This window comes from Pararhizobium sp. (genome assembly GCF_965279435.1).
Taxonomy (GTDB): domain Bacteria; phylum Pseudomonadota; class Alphaproteobacteria; order Rhizobiales; family Rhizobiaceae; genus Pararhizobium.
In genome coordinates this window covers 281,058-306,511 of sequence record NZ_CBDIHY010000003.1, presented here as the reverse complement: position 1 = coordinate 306,511, position 25,454 = coordinate 281,058, and the positions used below count along the sequence as shown (strand labels likewise).

Genomic DNA, 25,454 nt, shown 5'->3' with positions numbered 1-25,454 from the left:
CTTGCACTCCAGAAAAGTCCAGACTACAACACGCGCATGATGAAAACTACCCGATCAAACGAAGCAAACACAACAGATTGGCACGAGAGTGCCTTCGATATTATCCGCGGTATGTCCGCCTATACGGGAAGCTCTCTGATAGAAGGCCTTGCGAAAGTGATCGCCAAATATCCGGATGCGGACCTCGGCACGGCCTTCAACCACAAGCAGGTTGGAAGCAAGATATGGGCACGCGAAAAGCTGTTTGAAAGCCTCGGCGGAAAATTTAAACACATTGTCCTGCTCGGTGGCTGGTACGGCGTGCTTCCGGCCATGTGTTTCGATGACAACCGTTTCGACATCGACCTGTTCGAGAGCATCGATATCGACCCGCATGTCGGCGAAATTGCCGAAACGCTGAATGCCAGGGCCGGAGAGCGTTTTCGCACAGTGACGCAGGATATGTACGCGCTGGATTACAGCACCCGCAGTGCCGATCTGGTGATCAACACCAGCTGCGAACACATTGCCGATCTGCCGGCATGGCTGTCGCTTTTGCCGCGTGGGACACAGGTGCTGCTGCAGTCGAACGACTATTTCAGCGAGCCGACCCACATCAACTGCGTGCCGTCGCTGGAAGCCTTCAAGGAGCAGACAGCGCTCAGCCATCTGGCCTTTGCCGGATCGCTGAAGATGAAGAAATATACCCGTTTCATGGTGATCGGTACGGTTTGACCGGCGGCTACAGCAGCCCGCGCAAGATTTCGGCGGTGCGATGGGCGCCGTCGAGATCGAGGCTGTGGGGCGGACGATCCGTTGCTGCGAGCGCTGTTTCGATTGCCCGCGTCATGCTGTCGGCCGACAGGTCGTCTTCGATGAGCACATGCGCCAGCCCAAGCTTTTCAAGACGTTCGGCCCGCACCGTCTGCTCGGTTTCACCACCGGCGGTGAAGGGGATGAGCAGGGCATGGCACCCGGCGCGCAGGATGTCGCAAACCGTGTTGTAGCCCGCCTGTGATACCGACAGCTTGGACCCGGCCAGCAGGCTCGCGAAGTCGGGTCGGAAGCGGTAGACGCTGACATGGGCGGGCGCATCGGCCGAGATCGCATCGAAATCGGACTGCGGCAGATTGGGACCGGTGATCAGGGTCCAGGACAACGACTTGCCGATATTCTTTGCTGCTTCCAGTGCTGCGCGGATCAAGGCATTGCCGACGGCACCGCCACCGGCCGAGACGATGACGTCGAAACGTTCGGTTGGCTGTACGGGCGCGGGGGCTGCCACCAGCCCGGTGTAGATCACCTTGTCGGTGATATCGGCGGCCAGCGGAAACGTATCTTCCAGCCGGGCAAAGGCCGGGTCGCCATGAACCAGCACCCGGTCGAAATACTGCTTCACCAGCGCGACCGTTTCCTCGTCGCGGCCGGGCTTGGAGCGTTCCTGCAGGATATCGCGCAGCGAGGTGACGACCAGCGGCTTGTTGTCCATGGCCGCAATCGCCTCAAGCAGCGGCAGAAGTTCGAAACGGACCTGGCGGCGGCCGAAGGGGAAGGCCTCGATGATGACGATATCAGGTTGGCTTTGGTGAAAGGCAGCCAGCAGCCGTTCCTTGCGATTGTCCTTGAAGGCATCATCAACCGGATTGCCGTCGATGTCGGCGAGCCCTGAAAACCCAGCATCACCGGCGGTGATCGGCGGCAGGGCGACGTGATGAACAAGCGGGCCGGGAAAACCGGTGACCGGTGTTCCTCCCGTGACGACCGTCACGTCGAAACCGTCTTCGGCCAGCGCGCGGGCGATGCGGCTTGCCCGGGCAAGATGGCCGATGCCGAGCAGGTGCTGGACGTAGAAAAAGGCGCGAGGGGCTCTGGGCTGGCTATCGGTCATTGAACAGTCCGCCATTCATTTTCGAACAGGTCCTTCAGCTGACGGATGCTGGTTTGGTGATCGAAATGGCCGCGCACCTTGCGTTCGGCCGCTTCCCCAAGACGCTTGCGCAGCGCCGGTTCACGGATGGCTTTTTCAAGTGCCGCGGCCAGCGCCTTTGGGTCTTCCGGCGGCACGACAAAACTGTTCTCACCATCGGTGAGAAGCTCCGGTATCCCGGAAATATTCGTCGATATGCAGACCAGCGCCTGGCTCGATGCCTCGACGATCACGTTCGGCAAGCCATCACGGTCGCCATCGGCGGTGATGCGGCAGGCCAGCGCAAAGATATCGGCATCGCGATACTGTTGCAGCACTTCGGTTTGCGACAGTGACCCATGCCAGACAATTTTCTCTGCGATGCCGAGTTCGGATGCCAGTGCCTGCAGCTTTTTCAACAGGTCGCCGCCGCCGATATGGACGAACCGCCAGTTGAGATCGGCAGGCAGAAGGCTCAGCGCCCGTAGCAGGATATCGAAACCCTTCTTCTCGACCGCGCGGCCAACGCTGACGATGGTGACCGGATGGGCAGGATCGGACCCGTCATAGCCTGGGCGGTTACCCTCGAACGGCCCGAAACGGCTGAGGTCGAGGCCGTGATAGCTCAGGTGCACATGCGGTTTGCCGCCGGCAAGGTGGCGCAGGTGTTCAAACCCGGTCTGCGTGCAGGTCACGATCCAGCGGGTGCTGTCGAGTTTTCCGGCCAGTTCCCATTCCGGCGACGTCCAGATGTCCTTGGCATGGGCCGAGCAGGTCCAGCCGATGCCGGTGATCATGCTGGCATAGCGGGCAACGGAGGCCGGGGTGTGTATGAAATGCGCGTGTAGCCATTCGCCGCCCTCTGGCCACTCGGCTGAGAGCACCATCGCTTGGCCGAAACGACGCACCCGGTTGCGGGTCGGATCGCGCCAGAGATCGCTGAACAATGCAGGCAAGGCGCGCCAGAATCCGGGCTTGGACAGGCAGCGGAAGAGCGCACGGGTGACCCGGGCCGGCTCCTCGTGCAGGTATTCAGGCAGGTAATGGACCGGCGCTTTGATTTCGTCATGGATCGGATGCCGCTTCTTGTCCGTCGGCTTGCGTAGCGCCACCAGTTCGAGGTCGAAGCCTGCCCGTTCCAGTCCAAGCAGTTCCTGGGCGATGAAGGTTTCCGACAGGCGCGGATATCCCTTCAGCACCACGACGATCTTGCGGCGCTCAGTCAATTCTGGCCCGATCCGTTGACGACCGTCAGGTGTTCACGGTTGCGGCGGCCGAGCCATTCACCGACGATCTGCGATATGTTCGCCAGGCCTTCGAGCGTCATGCCCTTGGCGCTCTTGGAGGGCGGGTCGCGATCCGGCAGTGCCTTGAGTGCGGCGGCAAAGCGCATGGGATCGGCTGCCTCCTCCGGCAGAAGCATGTCGATCAGTCCAAGCTCTGCAGCGCGGCTAGCCCTAATAAGCTGCTCTTCGCGCGGCATGACCCTCGGGACAATCAGTGCCGGCTTGTCGAAGGACAGGATCTCGCAATAGGTATTATAGCCCCCCATCGCCACCACGGCTTTGGCGCCGGCTATCAGTTCTTCCATGCGGTTGTCGAATTCGATCACCTCGAGATAGGGGATTTTCGCACATTTCATCAGCAGCTTGTGGCGCTGCTTGGCCGGCATATAGGGGCCGAGCACGATCAGCGACTTGTGCGTCAGGGTCGGGTCTTCCTGGTATGCATCGACGACATCGTGGATCAGGTCGGAGCCGTCACCGCCGCCGCCGGTGGTGATCAGGATATAGTCACCTTTCGGCTTGTGTTCGGATTCGACGTCCTGCGAAACGCTTCTCTGCAGGAAGCCGACGAAATCCATTTTGGCACGCACGGCCGGCGGCACGTCGAGGCCGACCAGGGGATCATAGAAATCCGGCGGGCCATAGACCCAGACGCTGTCGTAGAACTGGCCGATCTTGCGCATCACGTCATTGCGCTTCCATTCCGCATCCAGCAGATGCGGCGCGTCCATCACCTCGCGCAGGCCGAGAACCAGGGTCGTTCCCTGTTTTTTGAGATAGGCGAGCGTCTCCTCGACTTCACCCTGAAGGCCCATCGGTTCCTTGTCGACAATGAAGATGTCGGGCTGGAAGGTTTCCGCCGTGTGGCGGATGATCGAACGGCGCATTTTCATCGTCTCGTGCAGGTCAATATGCCTGTCCATCGACGTGTATTCGCCGTTGCGCAGCTTGATGACGCTGGGGATTTTGACGAAATCGACGCGCGCGCGGTAGTCGAAGGCACCGGCGATGGTCGCACCTGAAATGATCAGGATATTGACGCCGCGATAATCCTCGACCAGCGAATGCGCGATGGTCCGGCATCGCCTGAGATGCCCAAGGCCGAACGTGTCATGGCTGTACATCAGGATGCGGGCGTCTTCGATCCGGCGGGTCATGAGCGAAGCCTCTTATCTCCCATGGCGCTGCCAATCTCCGTAAGGAGTGTCCTTAACATATCGGTATCCACTTCACTTGTACGGATCGGCAGCGTCACGCAGCCCGTCGCCCAGAAAATTGAACGCCAGAATCACGAGAATGACCGGAATGGTTGGAAACAACAGCCAGGGATAAAAAGCAATGACACTGACGCTGCGGGCTTCGGTCAGAAGAATGCCCCAGCTGGTGATTGGCGGGCGAAGACCAAGCCCGAGGAAGCTTAGCGCCGTCTCGCCGAGGATCATGCCGGGCACAGCCAATGTCGCGGTGGCAATCAGATGCGACATGAAACCGGGCACGAGGTGGCGGCCGATGATGCGGCTGGAACCGGCGCCCATCAGTTGTGCTGCCAGAACGTAATCTTCCTCGCGCAGGGCAAGCAGTTTCGAGCGCACCGCGCGCGCAAGCCCTGTCCAGTCGAGCAGGCCAAGAATGGCGGTTATGCCGAGATAGATCAGGATTGGGCTCCAGGTGACCGGCATGATCGCTGCCAGTGCCATCCATAGCGGAATACTCGGTATCGATTGCAGCACCTCGATGATGCGCTGGGTAATGAGATCGAAGACGCCGCCGTGATAACCGGCAAGTCCGCCAATGGTGATGCCCAGCACGAAGCTCATGGTGATGCCGAGCAGGCCGATGGTCAAGGATATCCGGGCTCCATAAAGGATACGCGACAGCACGTCGCGGCCGAGGCGGTCGCTGCCGAGCAGGAAGAGCTGCCCATCCTTGGCCGGGCAGGCGAGGTGAATGTTTGTCTGGAAGAGGCCCCAGAATTTATAGCCATCGCCGCGGCAGAAGAAGCGGATTGGTTCGATCTTGTCCGGTTTGTCGGTGTAGATGCGGCGCAGGGTATCCATGTCGAGCGTCATTTCGCGGCCATAGACGAACGGTCCGACGAATTTGCCCTTGTCGAACAGATGCACGCTTTGCGGTGGCGAATGGATGAAATCGACGTTGCGGGTGTGCAGATTGTAGGGCGCCAGGAACTCGACGATGGCAATGGTGGCGTAGAGGAAGACGAGGAAAAACAAGGAAAACAGCGCAAGCCGGTGTTTCTTGAATTTCCACCACATCAGCCGCAGTTGTGAGGCCTGGTAGATCTTTGACTGTTCCTCCGTCATCACATCGACGGAATGCGGATCGAACGGTGCCGTCGAAACGTAGTGCGAAAGCGGCTCGCCGGATTTTGGAAGGGATACCGTCACTTGGTGCTACCGCCTTGCAGTCTGATGCGCGGGTCGAGGAATGCGAGCGCGATGTCTGAAATCAGCACGCCGATCACGGTGAGGAATGCCAGGAACATCAGGAACGAACCAGCCAGATACATATCCTGACTTTGCAACGCTTTGATCAGCATCGGTCCCGTCGTTTCGAGTGAAAGCACAATCGCCGTGATTTCGGCACCGGAAATAATCGCCGGCAGGATCGAGCCGATATCGGAGATGAAGAAATTGAGTGCCATGCGCAGCGGATATTTGACCAGTGCCCGGAACGGATGCAAGCCCTTGGCGCGGGCAGTCACGACATATTGTTTCTGCAACTCGTCGAGCAGGTTGGCGCGTAGACGGCGGATCATGCCGGCAGTGCCAGCCGTGCCGACGATCAGCACAGGAATCCAAAGATGCTCGAGGATCGACTTGGCCTTTTCCCAGCTCATCGGTTCGGCCAGATATTTCTGGTCCATCAGATGGCCGATCGAGGTGCCGAACCAGATATTGGCGAAATACATCAGGATCAGCGCGAACATGAAGTTCGGAATGGCGATGCCGATCAGACCGATAAAGGTCAGACCATAGTCACCCCAGCTGTATTGATGGGTGGCGGAATAGATGCCGATCGGAAAGGCGATCAGCCAGGTGAACAGGATGGTGACGAAGGAGACCAGCACCGTCAGCCAGAGACGGTCACCGACGACTTCGTTGACCGGCAGCTGATACTCGAACGAATAACCATAATCGCCCTGCAGCAAGCCTGCGGCCCAATGGAAGTAGCGGATCACCGGCGGTTGATCGAAGCCGTATTCCTTGCGCAACGCGTCGATCTCGGCGGTGTCGACGGCTTCGCCTTGGGCGCGTAGTTCGGCAATGTAGCTCTCGAAATAATCGCCAGGCGGCAGTTCAATGATGGTGAAAACCAGCGCGGAAATGATGACGAGGGTCGGGATCATCGCCAGGATACGCCAGAAAATGTAACGCAACATAGTCAGCTAACCTCTTCGCTGTACCAGAACGTGTCTGGCATGTAGACCCCGAGATAACAGGTCGGGACGAAGCCGTAGAGGCCTTTTTCGGGAATGTTGCGAATATAGGCGGAATGCATGACAGGCTGCAGCGTTGCGTTGACGATGCCGATCGAAAAGACGCTCTGCGTATAGATTTCCAGCATTTCGTGCCAGATGCGTGTCCGCTCTGCGGTATCGACCGTCTTTCGCCATTGCTTGACCAGATCGATCAGCTTGATCGCTTCCGGTAATTCCGGCGCAGCCCCGTTTTGTTCTATGGACAGATAGTACATGCCCCAAACGGGCCATTGAAACTGGTCGTCCCTGCTCGGCGCCAAATCGCCGGGGTTCATGTCGGCTGTGGGCACGCCATTTTCGATGCCCGACCACATCGACATCATGATGTCGCCACTCATCGTCCGGCTGCTGAAAACGTCGCGTTGCGAAGTCTTGATAAACAGCGCCAGGCCGATTTTAGCCCAGTGATCCTTGACCAGTTCCAGCACGTCGGTTTCGAGCGTGCTCTCGCCAGAGGTCTCGACGACGATCTGGGCTTCCCGCCCGTCGGGCAAAAGCCGTATGCCGTCGCTGTTGCGCTGCGTCAGTCCGGCCTCGTCAAGCAGCCTGTTGGCCTGATCTGGATCGTGGCTTGCCCAAGCGGCCGCATATTCCGGCTTGAACAGCGGGCTCTCCTCCAGGATCGTGTCCGAGCTTTCCTTGGCAAGCCCGTAGAAGCTGACCATATTGATTTCGTGCCGGTCGATCGCCAGTGACAGGGCGCGACGGACCCGCACGTCCCAGAACAGGTCGCGCCACACCTTGTCGCTGCAATTGAGATTGGGCAAAAGGGCGAGGCGAGAGCCTTGTGTCCTCTTCCAGAGATTGACCTTCACCGGATAGCGTTTTTCGGCATCCTTGAAGAAGGCGTAATCGGAGAAATCAACGCCGGTGGATTGCAGGTCGGTTTCACCAGCGCCGGTCTTCGCCGCGATGATTTCCGATGAGCTGATATTGAGCAGCCAGCGGTCGATATAGGGCAGCTGCAGACCGTTTTCATCGACCCGGTGGAAGAACGGATTGCGCTCGAACACGAACTGTTCGGCCGGCGGCGCGGTGCGTGGAATCCACGGGTCCAGCGATGGCAGGTCGGGGTTTTCCGGACGGTACTGGCGCGACATCTTGATGTGCAGGTCGGCCCATTTCTTGACCCGGTACTGTTTCATCAGCGCCGACAGCCGGAAATCGTCCTGATACTTTTTGTGGAAGTGCCGCATATAGGCTGACGGCATCAGGATGACGACAGGAGAGGCGGCGGCAAGGCCCGGAAGGAAGTCCGGATTGGGGGTTTTCCAAGTGTAGCGGACGGTCAGCTCGTCGATGATCTCGAATGCCGGTCCTTCGCCATCGGCGAGGAGCTCGCGCTGGATACCGCCTTTGCGCAGGTCCTTGTTGAGGATGACGTCTTCCCAGGTATAGCGGAAATCCTCCGACGTCAGGTAGCTGCCGTTCGACCAGCGGTGGCCGTCACGGATCTTGAAGGTGAAAATCCGGCCTTCCTGCACATCGAAGCTTTCCAGAATATCGGGCTGGAATTGAAGGCCTTCGGTATAACCGATCAGACGGGCATAGCCGTTGATCGTCATCATCCGAATGTCTTTCTGGCTGCCGATCAGCATGCGGACGGTGCCGCCATACTTTCCGGGTTGCCGGCCCATGGCGGCGAGATTGATGCGCCGTGGGTTTTTCGGCAGGCGGTCCGGCAGGTCCGGCAGCGCCTGAGCCCGCAGATAGGGTCGCAGGAACGGCGGCTCCGGCGTCGCCCGGGCGATGCCGGGAACGAGAGCGGTGGCAAGCAGGCCAAGGGTAGTGCGTCGTGTAATCATGGTACGAGCTCCCTGACATCGGCGGTTTTGCGCGCCAGAACAAGATGGCCATTGCCGAGGTCTGCCGTCCCCAGCACGTCCGCGTCGCCATCATCGGAAAAATGCTTGCCCCAGCTGCGCTTGTCGGCAGCGCCACTCGGGTTGAGCATGGAAAAATCAAGCGGCCGGTCGAGATCGGGGAAGGGCACGGCGGCAAGCAGCGATTTCGTATAGGGGTGTACGGGTGTTTCCATCAGCGTTTCGCGCGGGGCGATTTCCACAATGCGTCCACCGCACATCACGGCGATCCGGTCGGCCATGTAGTCGACGACAGCCAGATTGTGGGAAATGAACAGATAGGTGAGACCCAATTCCTTCTGCAGATCCTTGAGCAGGTTGAGGATCTGCGCCTGAACCGACACGTCGAGCGCCGACACGGGCTCGTCACAGATCAACAGGTCAGGCCCGAGTGCCAGTGCTCTGGCGATGCCGATACGCTGGCGCTGGCCGCCGGAAAAACTGTGGGGATAACGATTGAGGTGACGTTCGTTGAGGCCGATGGCCTTGAGCAGGGCCGTAACTGTCTCGACCCGCGACTTGCCGTTGCCGCGTCCATGGATTTCCAGCGGTTCGCTGAGAATATTCTGCACCGTCATGCGCGGTGATAGCGAGGAGACGGGATCCTGGAACACCATCTGGACCTTGGTGCGCAGGTCCTGCAATCCGGACCCTTCCGCGTTCAGAACATCGATCGGGCCGCCGCTGCCGTTGAGCATCACTGCACCTGTGTCCGGTGTCACGGCGCGCATCAGGATCTTGCTGAGCGTGGTCTTGCCGCAACCGCTTTCGCCAACCAGCCCAAGACATTCGCCGCGCATGATATCGAAACTGACGCCATCGACGGCCTTGGTTGCGGGGGACGTATCCTTGCTCAGCCAGCTGGACTTGCGGGTGGTGAAGGTCTTTGAGACATCGCGCACGGAAAGCAGAACTTCCGGGTTCGAGGCTTTGTCTGCCGCGACGATCTTCTTTTTGCCCAGCAGGCTGCTGGTGTTGACAGGAACTTCGCGCAGCGCCTTCAGGCGTTCGCCGGGCTTCATGTCGAAATGCGGAACGGCAGCCATCAGGCCCTTGAGATAGGGGTGCGAGGGATTGCGGAAAATCGTCTCGACCGGGCCGGCTTCCATGATCTCGCCGTGATAGATGACGACGACCTCGTCTGCGACATTGGCGACGACGCCAAGATCATGGGTGATCAGAAGCATCGCCATGTTCAGCTTGGTCTGCAGTCCACGCAGCAATTGCAGGATCTGCGCCTGGATGGTGACGTCAAGGGCAGTCGTCGGCTCGTCGGCGATCAGAAGCGATGGATTGCAGATCAGCGCCATGGCGATCATGGCGCGCTGGCGCATGCCGCCGGACAATTCGAACGGGTACATATCGTAAGCGCGTGACGGCTTTTGGAAGCCGACGAGGCCGAGCATTTCCTCGGTGCGATCGCGCCGCTCGCGGCTCGACATAGGGGTATGGATTTTCAGAGATTCACTGATCTGGTTGCCGATCGTGTGCAACGGCGACAGCGAGGTCATCGGTTCCTGGAAGATCTTGCCGATGCGGTTGCCACGCAGGTTGCGGATTTCACGTCCGTCGCGCGGCATGGCCAGAAGATCAACCGGCTGCTCGCCATGGGCCGGATCGCAAAACAGGATGCGGCCGCCGCAACTGGCGGACTTCGGCAGAATGCCCATCACCGCCTGGCTGATCACCGATTTTCCGGAGCCGCTTTCGCCGACCAGCGCAGTCACCTTGCCTGGCAGGACGCGCAGGCTGGCATTGCGGACGGCATCGATCTGCCCACCGAGCATCGCGAACGAGATACTCAAATTCTCGATCCGCAGCAGGTCCGCGCCTGATTCCATGCCAGCAAGTATCCCTGTTTCATGGCGGCCCGCGATCCTGCGGAGCACGCTTCCGGGTTAACGCCCGGTTTCTTGAAAAGGAGACTATCCCACGGAAATTGACGTGTCCATGACCTGCGACTGGTAAAGTTCGCACGGATATACTCGCAGCGGCGGCCGGCCGGCGCGATGGGGAAATGTCAATCATTCGAGCGGGATGGTTCTGTTCTCTATCCCGCCTGTCAATCGCTGCGGATACGCATCCGCAGGGCGATCTTTACTGCAGCAGCTTGTTCCAGAGCGGATCGCGCGGCTGTGGTTTCTTGCTGTTACGATAGAGCAGCATGACCTGCTCGGCCTCGGATCGCGTCTCCATTGCGTTGTTGCGAATAGCCTCGCCGTCGTCGAGCTTCATATTGTCTTCCCCCGGTAGAAGCACGGTGATCTTCTGGCCGACGCCGCGCAGCTTCTCCTGACCGAGCGTTACCCAGTCGCCACCGCAATAGGTGGCAAACGCCTGGCTTGCGACGATCGGCTGGGTATATTTCTTCGTCAGCCCCTGCAACCGTTCCACCTCGTTGACGGCAGCGCCGAAGGCTGAGAAGGTCAGGCGGTCGTTGAGGCCGACATTGCCGAACATGACATTGCCGACGTGCAGCCCGATACCGTATCTGACTTCGGGAAGGTCCTGCCGCTTGCGGCCTTGATTGAGTTCGGCCATGTGCGCTGCTGCCTGGCGGACGGCAGCCATTGCCGCAAGTGCTGCGACCTGCGATGGCTCGCGGTGGCGGCCGCAGGGGTAGACGGCAAGGAAACCGTCGCCGACAAAACTCAGAATTTCGCCGCCATTGCGGCTGAACGGGGTGGCGATCGCATCGAAGAACTGGTTGAGCGTATCGATATAGACCTGCCGGCCTTCTTTTTCGGCAAGCACGGTCGACTGGCGCATGTCTGCCATCACCAAGGCTGCCCGGATGGTTTCGCCATCACCGCGCCGGGTTTGGCCGGAGAGCACCCGCTTGCCGGCATTGGCGCCGAGATAGGTGGTCAGCATATTGTCGGCGAGCTTGCCGAGAACGGCCATCTTGGCGGCGACGGCCAGATTGTTCTGGATGCGCAGCAGTGCCTCGATGACGCTGTCGCTGAACCCACCATAAGCATCGGTGGACCAGGAGCCGACCATGCCCTGGCCGGAGGTCTCGCCGAAAGACTGGACGAAGGCGAGATAATCAGTGACGCCCATCTCTTTCAATTCGTCGAAAATCGGAAATTCGGACGGGCCCGTGGGATCGATCTGGCGGCGCATATACTCGAGATTGTTGCTCAGCAGATAATAGTAGGGGCTGAGCAGAAACCGGTCCGGCTTGTCGTCGGTCGGGTCGGTGCGGTAACCCTCGACGGTGACGCCCTGACCGCGCAGCCAGGTAAAACCCAGCGCGTCGTAGAGTGGATGCAGCATCGAAAAGCTTAAGTGGACACGATTGAGCGGCAGGCCAGAGGCTGCCAGTCTTTCGCAAAAGCCGGTAACGACGGTCTCCAGCGTTTCGCCGTTGAGGGCGGCTTGCTGAAGCCAGTTCGATACGCGATCCAAAAGGTGGGTGGAAACGGTGGTTTTATGGATATTCATCGCGTGGGTGTCGCTTTCTCAACGAAATCCCGGCGATGGCCGGATGTCCGGTCTGCGTCTCGATAGATCAGGCGTCTGCACCCTCTGCATATAAGGGGTGAAAATGGCAAAACCAGATTCGAGGTCGACAAAAATTGGAGAATTGTTCCGGCTGTGGCGGGCGGTGCAATCGGTGCGGTCCTTGACTTCAGGCCAGTTTATCCTCAACTGACCCCTATCCGCAAAGGCGCTTCAGCGCGTCACGATCAGTCGAGAACACGCATTTGACCGTCCATTCTTCCGTGAGCGAGACCCTCCTTTCCAAGATCGCAGACCGTACCGCCCGCGCCGGTGTGATCGGTCTCGGCTATGTCGGCCTGCCGCTGGCGATCACCGCAGCCCGCAACGGCTTTACCGTCACCGGCTTTGATATCGATCCGCAGAAGATCGTCGCCATCGATGCCGGGCGCTCCTATATCGACGCGGTTCCCGATGCTGTTCTGGCAACCGAGACGGCGGAAGGCCGTTTTCATGCGACAACCGATTTCAACCAGCTTTCCGCTTGCGACGTCATCGTCATCTGCGTTCCAACGCCGCTGACCAAGCACCGCGACCCGGATCTGTCATTCATCACCCACACCTGCGACCGCATTGCCGAAACACTGAAGCCCGGCCAGTTGATTGTGCTGGAATCGACCACTTATCCCGGCACGACCGATGAGGTGGTTCGCCCTATCCTGGAAAAGACCGGCCTCAAAACGGCGAGGGATTTCTTCCTTGGTTTTTCGCCGGAACGCGAGGATCCGGGCAACCGCGATTTCCATACATCAAGCATCCCGAAGGTCGTGGCCGGTGACGGCGAGGCGGCTGCGGAGTTGATGAAGGCTTTTTACGGCGCCGTCGTTCAGACGGTCGTTCCGGTGTCGTCACCGGCAACGGCCGAGGCTGTGAAGCTGACCGAGAACATTTTTCGCGCCGTCAACATTGCCCTCGTCAACGAATTGAAGGTCGTCTACGAGGCGATGGGCATCGATATCTGGGAAGTCATCGACGCGGCCAAGACCAAGCCGTTTGGCTATATGCCGTTCTATCCGGGTCCCGGTCTTGGTGGCCATTGCATCCCGATCGATCCGTTTTACCTCACCTGGAAGTCGCGCGAATACGAATTGCCGACCCGCTTCATTGAACTTGCCGGTGAAATCAACTCGGCGATGCCAAAGCACGTGGTCGGGCGGCTGGCCGAAGCACTGGATATCCGTCTCGGCAAGGCTCTCAGCCGGTCGAAGGTGCTGGTGATCGGCCTCGCCTACAAGAAGAACGTGCCGGATATCCGCGAAAGCCCGTCGCTGAAGCTGATCGAACTGATCGAGGAGCGGGGCGGGCGTGCTGACTATCACGATCCGCATGTCGCCGAGATTCCAAAGACGCGCGAATATATGGCGTTGAAGGGGCGGACCTCGGTGCCGCTGGACGAACAATCGGTCAAAGGCTTCGATGCGGTTTTGATCGCCACCGATCATGATGCTGTCGATTATGCAGCACTTGCCCGCTGGGCGCCGCTGATCGTCGACACACGCAACGCCTTTGCCCGGCGAGGCATCGAAGGCGCCAATATCCTGAAGGCCTGAACGGTTTCAGGGTGCCGCAGCGATGGCGGCGGTGCCGGACATATGCTTCTTCATCCGGCTGGCGGCCATGGCATAACCGCCGGACGCGCCATCGATGAAGTGCATGTGATCGCGGCTGAGCGGTGTCGGCACGATGCAGGTCATCAATGCCGAATCCTGGCGGTGCAGCCCGAAGCGGCAGATGCCGGCTCTTGCTGCAGCCTCAAGCCGGGCCTCGATCTGGCGGAACCTGTCCGGATCGACGTCGATGGTCATTTTCAGGCCGTCATCGAATTTGCGAAAATCCGTGTTGCGGGCAACGTCCTGCCGGTAGGCCTTCGGATCGAAACGGCCGAGTGTCAGGCCGAAACGAAAAAGACCGACCGTCAGCAGATATTGGGCCAGAATGAACAGCCGATGCGTGAAGCGTTTTCCTTTCGGAGCCGTTTTGGTTTCCGCTGATAGCCCTGCAGCCGACAGTCCGATCTGTGGTCCCTCCGCCGCAACCGGATGCCCCTCCCGTTCTTCGCTGGCAGCCAAGGTGACGATGTCGGAAATCAGCGTCTGAAAAGCATCGGCATTGCCTGTGCCAGTGGGAACCGCGATGATCGAGACGATGTCGCCATGGCGGGACTGGATCGGGTTCCACCGGCAGGACAGGCCGGCAAGATCAGGTTGGGCACCCGGCGGAGCGGCCGGAACGGCAAACAAGCCTTCCTTCATGCGCGCTTCGGCCCAGCTAGAGCCACCACCGGCAAACATCGCATAGGACACGTCCGCATTGACCTGGAACCGGGCGACACGCACTTCAAGTCCAGCGGCGATGACATCGGCAACCGGAACAAGGGCGGCGCGCAGCGTCAGCTGCAGCTCTTCGCCGACCCAGGCTTGCACGGACGAGAGCGCGTCGCGTGCCTTGTCCACGCCCGACGGCGGAACCGCAACCATGGCGCCATCGCCGCCGAAGACGAAGGGCAGGTCGTTATTGCCCAGCGCATTCAGGATCGCCGAGATGACACTGGCGCCGGCCATGTTGACGGCCTTGTAGCGCCCTGCCTCGATCGCGCCGGTCGAATCGACAATATCCGCCGTCGCCAGCGCCCAATCGGCGGGCAAGGCCCGATAATTGTCGCTGTTGGCGACGCCTTCAAATTCGACGAAGACCGGAAGTGCTGCAAAGAATGTTTCACTCGAAAGCTGGCTCATGCCGTGAGGCTAACATATTCGTGCAGGGCAGGCGAAGGGGTTTGACAATCTGCGGCTGGAAAAGCCCTGGCAAAAACAGCCTGATCACGGTCCATCACAGATAGGAGTTTGGAGCAAAATTCCTGCCGTCGCGGTCGACCCATCGCTGTGTCTCGTGTTAAGCGATGCAACCAGCATGATTTGAATGAATGGATGAAATAGATGAGTCGCCTTGATGGTTTTATCTCCCGCATGCACTCGCAGCGCGCTGTTCTCAACCATATCAAGGAGGCTTCGATGGTCGCGCCCGATGGCGTGATTCTGGAAATCGGGCTTGGCAACGGCCGGACCTACGACCACATCCGTGAACTTTTTCCAAACAACAGGATCATCGCTTTCGACCGGGCCGTCGGCTCGCATCCCGGCTCGACGCCACCGGAAGCCGATCTGATCCTTGGCGACATCAAGGAGACAATTGCGCAGTTTTCAGGCCGCGACGTTGCGTTTGCGCATGCCGATATCGGGACGGCCTATCCGGAAAAGGATGCCAAGACTCTGACCTGGCTGCCGCAGTCGCTCGCCGCAGCCTTGAAGACCGGCGGTGTTGCGGCAAGCGGGTTGCCGCTTGAACATCCCGAGCTTGAACCCTTGCCGCTTCCGGCCGGTGCCGATCCGGGCAGGACCTATTTTTACCGGAAGCGCTGACCGGCTTGCCGGTCGCCGCCGGTGTTGGCAGGCACTGATCAGGGTAACAGCAAAATGTCGAACTGGTCCTGCCCGATGGGCAGGGCAGTGACCTTCATTTCGACCTGGCTGTCTTCGTAAAAGACGATGCAGTCCTCGTAGAAACCTGCGAGATAGTCGACGAAGGCGTGCGATCCCACTGGTCCATAAAAGACCGGCGAAAACTCCATGTAGAACGGCACGCGCCGTTGCAGCAACGGCGCCATCGAGCGGGATGCCACCGGCTCATAGCCCTCGATATCCATCCAGATCAGCCCGATGTCTTCCGGTGTGACACCGGTTTCAGCCAGCATGGTGGTGACCGGCTTGACCGGAACCTTGATCTCGATGTCCCGGTCGCTCTGGCGTAGCGCACTGCTCTTACCGTGATTGTCCCGGTGCATAAAGAAATCGAGCGTGCCTTCGCTTTCACCGGCGGCCGTGTTGATCGCGGTGATTTTTTCGCTCAGACCGTTCTGGTCGATATTGGTGCGCAGAAGCTTGAAGTTGCGCGGATCCGGCTCCACGGTGACGATGTGGCGGAAGGTCTTGCTCAGCGCAAAATAGACGGTCTGGGTGCCGATATTGCCGCCGAGTTCGAGAAGGATTTTTTCCGGTTGCAGCAGCCCTCTTTGCCGCAGGACGGAGAGGAGCCGCTCGACATTTTCGCGCTGGAAGTGACCCTTGCGATAGATTTTCCGGCCGATGTAGTCATGCGGTGAGAAGGTCATCAGATGATCGCCGCAATCGGCGGTCATCGACAGGATTTTCGGGCTGACAGCGTTGACGAGCATTTCTCGGCCGATGCGCGTGGCCAGAAATCGCTTTGCCATGCGATTGCGCCATTTGCGCAGCCGGCGCTTCCAGGATTTCGTCACTTGCATGCCTTGCCGGTCTCCATCATGTGCTGATCTTCTTCAACACGAGATTGAGCGGGAAATGAAGGCGTTTCTGCGAATAGGACAACCTAAGCCGGTTTTGCCGTCGTGCCGCGCCGTACCAGCGGGCCATCGACCTTGATGGTCATCGGCCGCGGCTGCTTGCCGTGGATGGCCATGTCGATAAGAATTTCGGCGGCCTTCTGGCCCATCTCGTAATTGGGCAGCACGAGCGTCGAGAGGGGCGGGTGGGTGTAGCGGGCCAGTTCCTGGTCGTCATAGCCCATGACGGACAGGTCTTCCGGCACCCGCAGGCCTTTTTCAGCAGCCGCCTCCATGACGCCGATCGCCATCAGGTCGTTGCCGCAGAGGATCGCCGACGGCGGATTGGGCATGGAGAGCAGATCGAGCCCAGCTTCATAGCCGCGCAGCGGCAGCCAGTCGCCGTCGCGCACCAGTGTTTCGTCAAACGCGATATCGGCGGTGGCGAGCGCCTGCTTGTAGCCTTTGAGGCGATCCATCGCCGCATCCATCCACGGCTCGCCGTTGATGAAGCCGATGCGTTTGTGGCAAAGGCTGGTGAGATGCGCGGTTGCCGTAAAGCCACCCGCGACTTCGCCGGGCACGATCGCCATATGCTGGCGCGGCTCGGAATAGCAATTGAGCAGCACCGTCGGGATGCCCTTCAGTTGCGGCGGCACGGTAACTTTGCGGGTGAAGATCGTCGCATAGATGACGCCGGCGATGGAGCGGTCGCGCAACACCGAGCGCAGCACCGCATCCTGCAGGTCCGGGTTGGAACGGGTCGCATGGGCGGAAACCAGAAGTCCCTGTTCGAACGCATAGTCGCGGATACCGTCGAGGCTGACGACAGGGTGGGGGCTGGTGGAGATTTCGTCGACGATGAAAGCGATGGTGTCCTTTTCCACATGCGGGGTAGTGTCCACCTCGTTGCGGGTCATTGGTAATTTATAACCAATTTTATGAGCAGCCTCTCTGACCCTCATCTGGGTCTCGGGCGAAATGCGTGCTCCGGACATCTCGTTGAGGATGAGCGAGACGCTCGATTGTGAGACGCCGGCAATTCTTGCAACGTCGGTCATGGTTGGCCGGCCTGCGTCTCCCTGCTTTTCGGAAGCGCTGTTTCGCCCGTTTCCTCTTGCCATCGTCCTGTCTCGCTTCCATCCCGGTTTCTGCTGCGATGCAGAATTATTTTTTGTGCGCGTGCTAATAAATTAGCGCTTGACTGATAATAATATTAGCGCAAGATTTAAGGATGTGAAGCGGAAAATGCTCACTGCCCGGTAGAGGAGTACCGGTAAATTTCGGAGGAGAAAATACCGATGTCCACGATTTCACGTCGCATGTTCCTGGCTGCCGCAACGGCCATGGGTGCCATCGCGCTTGCCGGCACGGCTGCCTACGCTGAGATGCCAGCTTTGGCCAAGAAAGACACCTACAAGGTCGGTTTCGCGCAGACCGAATCCAACAATCCCTGGCGCATCGCCCAGACCGAAAGCATGAAGGCCGAAGCCGCAAAGCTCGGCTATCAGCTGGTCTATACTGATGCCGCCGGTTCCGCCGCCAAGCAGGTGGCCGACGTCAATTCGATGATCGCTCAGGGTGTCGACGTTATCTTCCTCGCTCCGCGCGAAGAAAAGCCGCTGATCCCGGCCGTCATGGCCGCCAAGAAGGCCGGTATTCCGGTCATCCTGCTCGACCGCAACGTCGATCAGTCGCTGGCCAAGGCCAGTGAGGACTATCTGACCTTCATCGGTTCGGATTTCATCGACGAAGGCAAGCGCGTTGCCGAGTGGCTGGCAAAAAATGCCAATGGCAAGTCGAAGATCATCGAGCTGGAAGGCACGACCGGTTCGTCGCCGGCCAACGACCGCAAGAAGGGTTTTGACGAAGCGATCAAGGCTGCCGGTGGTTTCGAGATCGTCGCATCGCAGACTGGCGACTTTGCCCGCGACAAGGGCCGTCAGGTTGCCGAAGCCCTGTTGCAGGCACATCCGGATGCGGACGTGATCTACGCGCACAATGATGAAATGGCGATCGGCGCCATTGCAGCCATCGAAGCTGCTGGCAAGGTGCCCGGCAAGGATATCCTGGTTCTGTCGATCGACGGTGGCAAGGAAGCCGTTCAGGCTGTCGTGGATGGCAAGATCAATGCCGTCGTCGAATGCAATCCGCGCTTCGGGCCGAAGGCTTTCGAGACGATGACGCGTTATGCAGCCGGTGATAAGATCGAGGCATGGGTCATCAACACCGACAAGTTCTACGATGCATCCAACGCATCGGCTGAACTGTCCAGCGCCTACTGATTTCCCAAGACTGTCGCTTCCGGCCGGGGTGGCATTGCCATTCCGGCCGGCTTTTCATGTCTGCTTATTGAGGATGGATGGAACATGCTGCTGTCCATGCAGGATATTTCCAAGGCGTTTTCCGGTGTCCCCGCCCTGCGCTCGGCTTCGCTTGAGATCGCCGCGGGCGAGGTCATGGCGCTGGTCGGCCAGAATGGCGCCGGAAAATCGACGCTGATCAAGATTTTGACCGGCGCCTATCAGCGCGACAGCGGAACGATCCGTTTCGAGGATGAAGACGTTGCCTTTGCAACGCCCGGCGCCAGCCAGGCGAGGGGCATCGCAACGATCTATCAGGAAATCAATCTGGCGCCGCAACGTTCGGTCGCCGAAAACATCTATCTGTCGCGCGAGCCGAGAACGGGTCTCGGACTGCTCGACCGGCGGGCGATGCGCGACGGTGCCGCCGCTGTTCTGAAAACCTTCAATCTCGATATCGACGTGGATATGCCTGTCGGTCATTTCAGTGCGGCAACCCGCCAGATGATCGCCATTGCCCGTGCGGTCACGCAAAAAGCCCGGCTGGTGATTATGGACGAGCCGACTTCGTCGCTGGATGAACGTGAGGTCGGCATCCTGTTCGAGACGATCCGTACACTGAAGAAGAATGGCGTCGCCGTGCTGTTCATCGGCCACCGGCTCGATGAACTCTATGAGATCTGCGACCGCGTCACCATCATGCGTGATGGCCAGACGGTGGCGCAGAGCGCGATGGCTGCGATGCCGAAGATGGAGCTTGTTCGCAACATGCTCGGCAAGGAGCTCGCCGCCTTCCAGGCGATTGCCCGCGATATCGGCGATGACGAGGCAAAATCCGTGCGTCTTTCCGTCGAAAGTGCCGGGTCCGGTGTACGGGTTCGCGATGTCAGCGTGACCGTGCGCGAAGGCGAGATTTCCGGGCTTGCCGGTCTGCTTGGCTCCGGCCGCACGGAAACCGCGCGGATCATTTTCGGCGTCGACAAGCTGGAAAAGGGCTCGATCCGCATCGATGGCAAGGAGCGTAACTACTCCGAGCCGGCCGACGCGATTGCCGACGGTATCGGGCTGGTTTCCGAGGATCGCAAGATCGACGGTATCATCCCCGACATGAGTATCCGCGAGAACATGACGCTGGCGCTGCTGCCGAAGCTGAAAAAGGCCGGCATTGTCGACCGCCCCCGCCAGCAGGAGATCGTCACGCGCTATATCAAGGCGCTTGGCGTCAAATGCGCCTCGCCGGATCAGCCGATAAAGGAGCTGTCGGGCGGCAACCAGCAGAAGGTGTTGCTCGCCCGCTGGCTCTGCACCGATCCGCGAATCCTCATTATCGACGAGCCGACGCGCGGCATCGATATCGGCGCCAAGGCGGAAATCCTCAAGCTGCTGCGCAGCCTGGCCGACGAGGGCCTGAGCGTCCTGATGATCTCCTCCGAACTGGAGGAGCTTCTGGCGGCGGCAGACCGCGTGACGGTGCTCAGCGACGGCAAGTCCGTTGCCGTTCTGAAACGTGACGAACTCAGCGAGACGGCGCTTCTTTCCGCCATGGCCCATCAGGTGAACTGACATGACGACGATCGACACATCCGCTCCAAGCGAGCGCGCCGCCCGCCCCAACATGGCGCAGTTTCTCAGCCGCTACGGCACATTCGCAGCCTTCATCCTGCTTGTCGTTTTCAACCTGATCGTCACGCCGAATTTCCTCTCCTGGCAGACGCTCAACGTTAATCTCACCCAGGTCGCGACCATCGTCATCGTTGCCGTCGGCATGACCTTGGTGATTGCCACCGGCGGCATCGACCTGTCGGTCGGCTCGCTTATGGCGATTGCGGGTACTGCAGCGCCGATGATCTTCATGGGCAAGCTGCTGCCGATCGAGAACATGGGTATCCTGATCATTCTCTCGTTCATTCTGCCGGTGTTGCTCGTCATGGCGTTCGGTTGGTTCAACGGCATGCTGGTGACGCGGTTCTCGATCCAGCCGATCATCGCCACGCTGGTGCTGTTCATTGCCGGTCGCGGCATTGCCCAGGTCGCCACCAACGGCAATCTGCAGGTGTTCAAAAACCCGGATTTCCAGTTCATCGCCATGGGCCGCATCGCCGGTATTCCAGCGCAGGTGATCATTATGATCATCGTCGCGGTGCTTGCCCATTGCCTGATCCGCTACACCGTCATCGGCCGCCAGATCATCGCCGTCGGTGGCAACGAGAAAGCGGCGCGGCTGACCGGCATTCCGGTCCGGCGGGTCAAGACCTTCGTCTATATCGTCAGCGGCGCCCTTGCCGGTGTCGCAGGTCTGATCGTCGTTGCCCGCAATTCGGCGAGCGATGCCAATCTGGTCGGGCTCGGCATGGAGCTCGATGCGATCGCCGCCGTTGCGGTCGGCGGTTCGCTTCTGACCGGCGGCCGGGCTAACATTATCGGTACGGTGCTCGGCGCCTTCGTCATTCAGTTGGTGCGCTACACACTTCTGGCCAATGGCGTGCCGGATGCGGCGGCACTGATCGTCAAAGCGGGGCTGATTATCATCGCCGTGTTCATCCAGCAACGTGCCAAGGGGTAACGGACCATGCTCAAAACCCTCTCGCGGCTCTTTGTTCCCAAATCCTCAGGCGATTTCGCCCGTCTCGGCGTGCTTCTGGCGCTGGCCGGCCTGATCCTGTTCGGCGCCCTGCGCTACGACAATTTCATCTCGCCGTTCAATATTTTGAGCTTCCTGCGCTACAATTCGATGTTCGCGCTGATCGCGCTTGGCATGGCCTTCGTCATCATCACCGGCGGCATCGATCTTTCGGTCGGCGGCGTGGCGGCGATGGCCAGTGTAGTGGCGGCCTATCTGTCGCCCTATGGCTGGATTCCGGGGCTTGTCGGCGGCATGATCGCCGGGCTGATTGCGGGTTCGATCAATGGCCTGATCATCACGAGGATGCGTATCCAGCCGTTTATCGCGACGCTGGCGATGATGCTGGCGGCTTACGGCACGGCGCTGCTTTTGGCCAACAACCAGTCGGTCTCGGTGTCTTATGATACTGGCTTTACCACCATCGGGCAGGACGATTTTCTCGGCTTTCCGATCCCGGCCTGGATTGCCGCTCTCGCCTATGTGCTCGGCTGGATCTTTCTCGAACGGCATCCGGCAGGACGCCATGTGCTGGCGATCGGGGATGGCGAGGCGACGGCCAACCTGATGGGGTTGAAGGTCGAGAAGACGCTGTTTGCCGTCTATGCGTTGTCCGGGCTGCTTGCCGGTCTGGCCGGCGTCATCCTTGCCTCGCAGTTCGGCGCAGGGCAACCGACCGAGGGTGTGGGCTGGGAACTGTTCGCCATCGCCTCCGTCGTCGTCGGCGGCACGCTGTTGACCGGCGGTGCCGGCTCGGTTGGTGCGACACTGGCAGGCGCGCTGCTGCTCGCCATGGTCTTCAACATTCTCAATTTCGAAAACGGCCTCGGCTGGATTTCGCTCTCTGCCTATTGGCAGTCCGTCATCCGTGGTGCCTTCCTTCTGGTCGTCGTCGTGTTGCAGGCTCGGTTGATGAAGAAAACCGAGGCGTAAGCTTATCGGACTGTTGATCTGGACCGTCTGTTCATCATCTGGGTACCTCATTTCCTCCGTCATGCTCGCCCTTGTGGCGGGCATCCAGCCAGCTCAAGTCCTTGAGCTGAAAAAAGTCTTTTGACCCGACAGACGTCGGGTCGCTGGATCCCCACCACAAGGGTGAGGATGACGGAGTTTGAGGTTGCCGCTCTGCCAGAAAATGCACGGTGGAGTTTGTCAGAAAATTGAGAGGCTTAAAGCTTCTCCTTCATTCCTTCTCAAACCAGGCGCGTCCGGGCAACCGGGCGCGTTTTGCGTTTGTCCATAGTCCGGTCCGGTCGTGCCGCAAGCGCATATCGAATTGGTGCGCCGCCGCATCGATCCCGCTTGACAATTTTTTCAGCTCATGAAAATTCTTTCAGCAACGGATAAAAATATCATGCTGTGAAAAAAATAGCAGAAACGAGGGCGGAGACATGGTTCTGGGCGGAGGTTCAATTCGGGACGACGAGTCGAGCATGGCAACGCGTGCGGCCTGGCTGCACTATGCCGGCGGGCTGACCCAGTCCGAAGTCGCCAAACGCCTCGGCCTGACATCGCTTAAAGCACACCGCCTGATCACCAAGGCCAACCAGGAAGGTCTGGTGAAGGTCTATATCGACGGCGAAGTCTCCGAATGCGTCGAGCTGGAGCAGAAGCTGTCGGCGCGCTACGGCCTCGACTATTGCGAAGTCGTCCCGGATTTTGATCCGGAAGAGCTACCGCTGAAGGCGCTCGGTATTTCCGGCGCGCAGTTCCTCAAGCGCGAGATCGAGAAGGAAGGGTCGCTGCTGATTGGCATGGGGCATGGCCGGACGTTGGCTGCCTGTGTCGAATATCTGCCGCGCACCACCAACAAGGACGTCCGCTTCGTCTCGCTGCTCGGCGGCCTGACGCGGCGGTTTTCCGCCAATCCGCATGACGTTATCCACCGGCTTGCCGAGCGCACCGGCGCCGAAGCCTATGTCATGCCGGTGCCGTTCTTCGCCAATTCGGTCGAGGATCGTGACGTGTTGTTCAACCAGCGCGGTGTGCGGGAAATCTTCGATCTCGCCAGCAGCGCGGATCTGCTGCTTGTCGGTATCGGCACTGTCGAGCGGGAAGCCTCGCTGGTGGCGACCGGCATGATCGAAAAGGGTGAACTCGAGGAAATCAAGAACGGCGGCGGTGCCGGTGAGTTGCTGGGGCATTTCTTCGACGACAGGGGCCAGCCGATCGAGACGGCGCTGTCCAACCGCACGTTTACGCTGAGCCGTGAGGCTTTGAAAAACCGCCGTACGGTCGCTGTTGCCGGCGGCAAGGTAAAGGCCCGCGCCATTCGCGCCGTGCTGGAAAGCCGGTTTCTCAGCGGTCTGATCACCGACGAGAAGACGGCGCAGACATTGATGGAGGATGCCGCCTGAAACGGCGCTGTCCCGGCCTAGGGAATGACGGCTGAAGACCGGACCGGGGAGTGGTTCGGTTCAAGCCTTTCGCAGCAACAGCATCCCGTCCGGCCATGTGCTGCGGGATGCCTGCGCTGCGATCTGGAGGAAATACCGGTCGGGTAAGCCGGTACGGCTCAATGGGTTGAGCATGTTTTGCCCGTGAAGGAGGAGAAGACCAATGCATGAGAAAGAAAAAGACCTGATCAGTGCATTCCTGCGTGGAGAGGTGGACCGCCGCGGAATGCTGAAGGGCCTGGGCGCCATGGGCGTTACGGCCGGTGCTGCTGGCACGCTGCTCAACATGATGTCGACCAGAGCGATGGCTGCCGATTTTGACTGGAAGAAACATTCCGGCAAGACGGTCAAGCTGCTTTTGAACAAGCATCCCTATGCCGACGCGATGATAGCCAACCTGCAGTCGTTCAAGGATTTGACCGGCATCGACGTCAAGTATGATGTGTTTCCGGAAGACGTCTATTTCGACAAGGTGACAGCCGCCCTGTCGTCCGGCTCCACCGAATATGACGCGTTCATGACCGGCGCCTACATGACCTGGACCTATGGTCCGGCCGGCTGGATCACCGATCTGAAGGAATGGATCAACGATCCGGAAAAGACCAACCCGAACTATGCCTGGGACGATTTCCTGCCCGGCGTGAAGAATTCCTGCGCCTGGAACGGCCAGCCCGGCGGCGCGCTCGGCTCCGACGATGCCAAGCAGTGGTGCATTCCGTGGGCGTTCGAGCAGAACAACATCACCTATAACAAGGCGATGTTCGACAAGGCCGGCGTTTCCGTTCCGAAGAACCTCGATGACATGATCTCCGTTGCGGCCAAGCTGCAGAAGGATGTCGGCGGTATCTACGGTATCGGTGTTCGTGGCTCGCGCTCCTGGGCGACGATCCACCCGGGCTTCCTGTCGGCCTATTCGAACTTCAACGAAAAGGACCTGAACGTCACCGATGGCAAGCTGTCGGCGGCGATGGGAACGGCAGGCTCCAAGGCCTTCCACGCCAAATGGGTGCAGATGATCCAGGAAAGCGGCCCGAAGGACTGGTCGACCTATACCTGGTATCAGGTCGGTACCGATCTTGGCGCCGGCGCCTCGGCAATGATCTTCGACGCCGATTGCCTGGGCTACTTCATGAACGGCGGCGACAACAAGATGGCCGGTCAGCTGTCCTATGCCGCCTTCACGGCCAACCCGGATGCGACGGCCTCGACGCCGAACATCTGGATCTGGTCGCTCGCCATGTCCAACTTCTCCAAGGACAAGGATGCCACCTGGTACTTCCTGCAATGGGCCACCGGTCCTGAGCATGCGATCTTCGGCGCCACCAAGATGGACTTCGTTGATCCGGTCCGCCAGTCGGTCTGGAAGGATGAAGCCTTCCGCACCAAGCTCGACAAGTATCCGGGCTATGTCGACATGTTTGATGCGTCCGCTGCCGGTGCCTCGATCAAGTTCACACCGCAGCCATTGTTCTTCGACGTCACCACCGAATGGGCGGCGACGTTGCAGAAGATGGTCGCCAAGGAAGTGCCTGTCGACGAAGGTCTTGACCAGCTGGTCGAGAGCATCGATCGCCAGCTGAAGGAAGCCGGCCTCGGCTGATCTGCCTCCCAAGCAGAGCCCGGCGCTTGAGAGAGCGCCGGGCACCCACACACCGGCCGACAGCCGCCTTGAGACAACCTGAGATGCCGATGGACTGGCGCGGGATGATCCGCGTGCCGCGCGCTTTCTTCAAAGACAAAGA

The 25,454-nt window shown here is 59.6% G+C and carries 20 protein-coding genes; 9 read left to right on the top strand and 11 right to left on the bottom strand.

Annotated elements, in window-relative coordinates:
- The first annotated feature begins 36 nt into the window (after window positions 1–36).
- A complete protein-coding gene (locus ACQY8Q_RS07105; protein WP_428425975.1) occupies window positions 37–714 on the top strand; it encodes a class I SAM-dependent methyltransferase in 678 nt (225 codons plus the stop codon).
- Between the two features lie 7 nt (window positions 715–721).
- On the opposite strand, the gene ACQY8Q_RS07100 is transcribed toward ACQY8Q_RS07105, so the two are convergent.
- From ACQY8Q_RS07100 to ACQY8Q_RS07065, 8 genes are all read right to left on the bottom strand, one after another.
- A complete protein-coding gene (locus tag ACQY8Q_RS07100; protein WP_428425974.1) occupies window positions 722–1,867 on the bottom strand; it encodes a glycosyltransferase family protein in 1,146 nt (381 codons plus the stop codon).
- Window positions 1,864–3,111: a glycosyltransferase family 4 protein gene (locus tag ACQY8Q_RS07095; RefSeq protein WP_428425973.1), complete on the bottom strand. Its 1,248-nt coding sequence runs from the start codon at window positions 3,109–3,111 to the stop codon at window positions 1,864–1,866. The genes ACQY8Q_RS07100 and ACQY8Q_RS07095 overlap by 4 nt, the downstream gene beginning before the upstream one ends.
- Entirely contained in the window at window positions 3,108–4,328 is a 1,221-nt protein-coding gene (locus ACQY8Q_RS07090) for a glycosyltransferase family protein (protein WP_428425972.1), read from the bottom strand. The genes ACQY8Q_RS07095 and ACQY8Q_RS07090 overlap by 4 nt, the downstream gene beginning before the upstream one ends.
- 72 nt (window positions 4,329–4,400) lie before the next feature.
- Window positions 4,401–5,576: an ABC transporter permease gene (locus tag ACQY8Q_RS07085; protein ID WP_428425971.1), complete on the bottom strand. Its 1,176-nt coding sequence runs from the start codon at window positions 5,574–5,576 to the stop codon at window positions 4,401–4,403.
- A complete protein-coding gene (locus ACQY8Q_RS07080; protein ID WP_428425970.1) occupies window positions 5,573–6,571 on the bottom strand; it encodes an ABC transporter permease in 999 nt (332 codons plus the stop codon). Before ACQY8Q_RS07080 ends, ACQY8Q_RS07085 begins: the two co-directional genes overlap by 4 nt.
- Before the next feature lie 2 nt (window positions 6,572–6,573).
- Window positions 6,574–8,475: an ABC transporter substrate-binding protein gene (locus tag ACQY8Q_RS07075; protein ID WP_428425969.1), complete on the bottom strand. Its 1,902-nt coding sequence runs from the start codon at window positions 8,473–8,475 to the stop codon at window positions 6,574–6,576.
- Window positions 8,472–10,373 carry an ABC transporter ATP-binding protein gene (locus tag ACQY8Q_RS07070; RefSeq protein ID WP_428425968.1) on the bottom strand — a complete coding sequence of 634 codons (1,902 nt, stop codon included), beginning with the start codon at window positions 10,371–10,373 and terminating at the stop codon, window positions 8,472–8,474. Before ACQY8Q_RS07070 ends, ACQY8Q_RS07075 begins: the two co-directional genes overlap by 4 nt.
- Window positions 10,374–10,629: 256 nt before the next feature.
- A complete protein-coding gene (locus ACQY8Q_RS07065; RefSeq protein WP_428425967.1) occupies window positions 10,630–11,979 on the bottom strand; it encodes an adenylate/guanylate cyclase domain-containing protein in 1,350 nt (449 codons plus the stop codon).
- A gap of 281 nt (window positions 11,980–12,260) precedes the next feature.
- Between ACQY8Q_RS07065 and ACQY8Q_RS07060 the strand changes: the two genes are divergently transcribed.
- Window positions 12,261–13,586: a nucleotide sugar dehydrogenase gene (locus ACQY8Q_RS07060; protein WP_428425966.1), complete on the top strand. Its 1,326-nt coding sequence runs from the start codon at window positions 12,261–12,263 to the stop codon at window positions 13,584–13,586.
- Between the two features lie 6 nt (window positions 13,587–13,592).
- On the opposite strand, the gene ACQY8Q_RS07055 is transcribed toward ACQY8Q_RS07060, so the two are convergent.
- Window positions 13,593–14,771, bottom strand: a complete 1,179-nt coding sequence (locus tag ACQY8Q_RS07055) for a DUF3095 domain-containing protein (RefSeq protein ID WP_428425965.1) — start codon at window positions 14,769–14,771, stop codon at window positions 13,593–13,595.
- Between the two features lie 201 nt (window positions 14,772–14,972).
- On the opposite strand from ACQY8Q_RS07055, the gene ACQY8Q_RS07050 reads away from it, so the two are divergent.
- Window positions 14,973–15,455, top strand: a complete 483-nt coding sequence (locus ACQY8Q_RS07050) for a class I SAM-dependent methyltransferase (protein ID WP_428425964.1) — start codon at window positions 14,973–14,975, stop codon at window positions 15,453–15,455.
- 38 nt (window positions 15,456–15,493) lie between these two features.
- Here the strand turns inward: ACQY8Q_RS07050 and ACQY8Q_RS07045 are convergent, their stop codons facing one another.
- Together ACQY8Q_RS07045 and ACQY8Q_RS07040 are read right to left on the bottom strand one after the other, a co-directional pair.
- Entirely contained in the window at window positions 15,494–16,357 is an 864-nt protein-coding gene (locus tag ACQY8Q_RS07045; protein WP_428425963.1) for an FkbM family methyltransferase, read from the bottom strand.
- Between the two features lie 83 nt (window positions 16,358–16,440).
- Window positions 16,441–17,517 carry a LacI family DNA-binding transcriptional regulator gene (locus tag ACQY8Q_RS07040; RefSeq protein ID WP_428425962.1) on the bottom strand — a complete coding sequence of 359 codons (1,077 nt, stop codon included), beginning with the start codon at window positions 17,515–17,517 and terminating at the stop codon, window positions 16,441–16,443.
- A gap of 177 nt (window positions 17,518–17,694) precedes the next feature.
- On the opposite strand from ACQY8Q_RS07040, the gene ACQY8Q_RS07035 reads away from it, so the two are divergent.
- The 6 genes from ACQY8Q_RS07035 (at window position 17,695) to ACQY8Q_RS07010 (ending at window position 25,312) form a co-directional block, all read left to right on the top strand.
- Window positions 17,695–18,678: an ABC transporter substrate-binding protein gene (locus tag ACQY8Q_RS07035; protein ID WP_428425961.1), complete on the top strand. Its 984-nt coding sequence runs from the start codon at window positions 17,695–17,697 to the stop codon at window positions 18,676–18,678.
- An 84-nt stretch (window positions 18,679–18,762) separates the two neighbouring features.
- Window positions 18,763–20,259 carry a sugar ABC transporter ATP-binding protein gene (locus tag ACQY8Q_RS07030; RefSeq protein ID WP_428425960.1) on the top strand — a complete coding sequence of 499 codons (1,497 nt, stop codon included), beginning with the start codon at window positions 18,763–18,765 and terminating at the stop codon, window positions 20,257–20,259.
- A 1-nt stretch (window position 20,260) separates the two neighbouring features.
- A complete protein-coding gene (locus ACQY8Q_RS07025; protein ID WP_428425959.1) occupies window positions 20,261–21,259 on the top strand; it encodes an ABC transporter permease in 999 nt (332 codons plus the stop codon).
- 6 nt (window positions 21,260–21,265) lie between these two features.
- Window positions 21,266–22,249, top strand: coding sequence for an ABC transporter permease (locus tag ACQY8Q_RS07020; RefSeq protein WP_428425958.1), 984 nt, complete (start codon window positions 21,266–21,268; stop codon window positions 22,247–22,249).
- Between the two features lie 458 nt (window positions 22,250–22,707).
- The gene (locus ACQY8Q_RS07015; RefSeq protein ID WP_428425957.1) at window positions 22,708–23,673 is read left to right on the top strand and encodes a sugar-binding transcriptional regulator; all 966 of its coding nucleotides are present in this window, start codon (window positions 22,708–22,710) and stop codon (window positions 23,671–23,673) included.
- Window positions 23,674–23,875: 202 nt separating this feature from the next.
- Window positions 23,876–25,312 (top strand): extracellular solute-binding protein, encoded by a 1,437-nt coding sequence (locus tag ACQY8Q_RS07010; protein ID WP_037099260.1) that lies wholly within the window; start codon window positions 23,876–23,878, stop codon window positions 25,310–25,312.
- Window positions 25,313–25,454 lie beyond the last annotated feature (142 nt).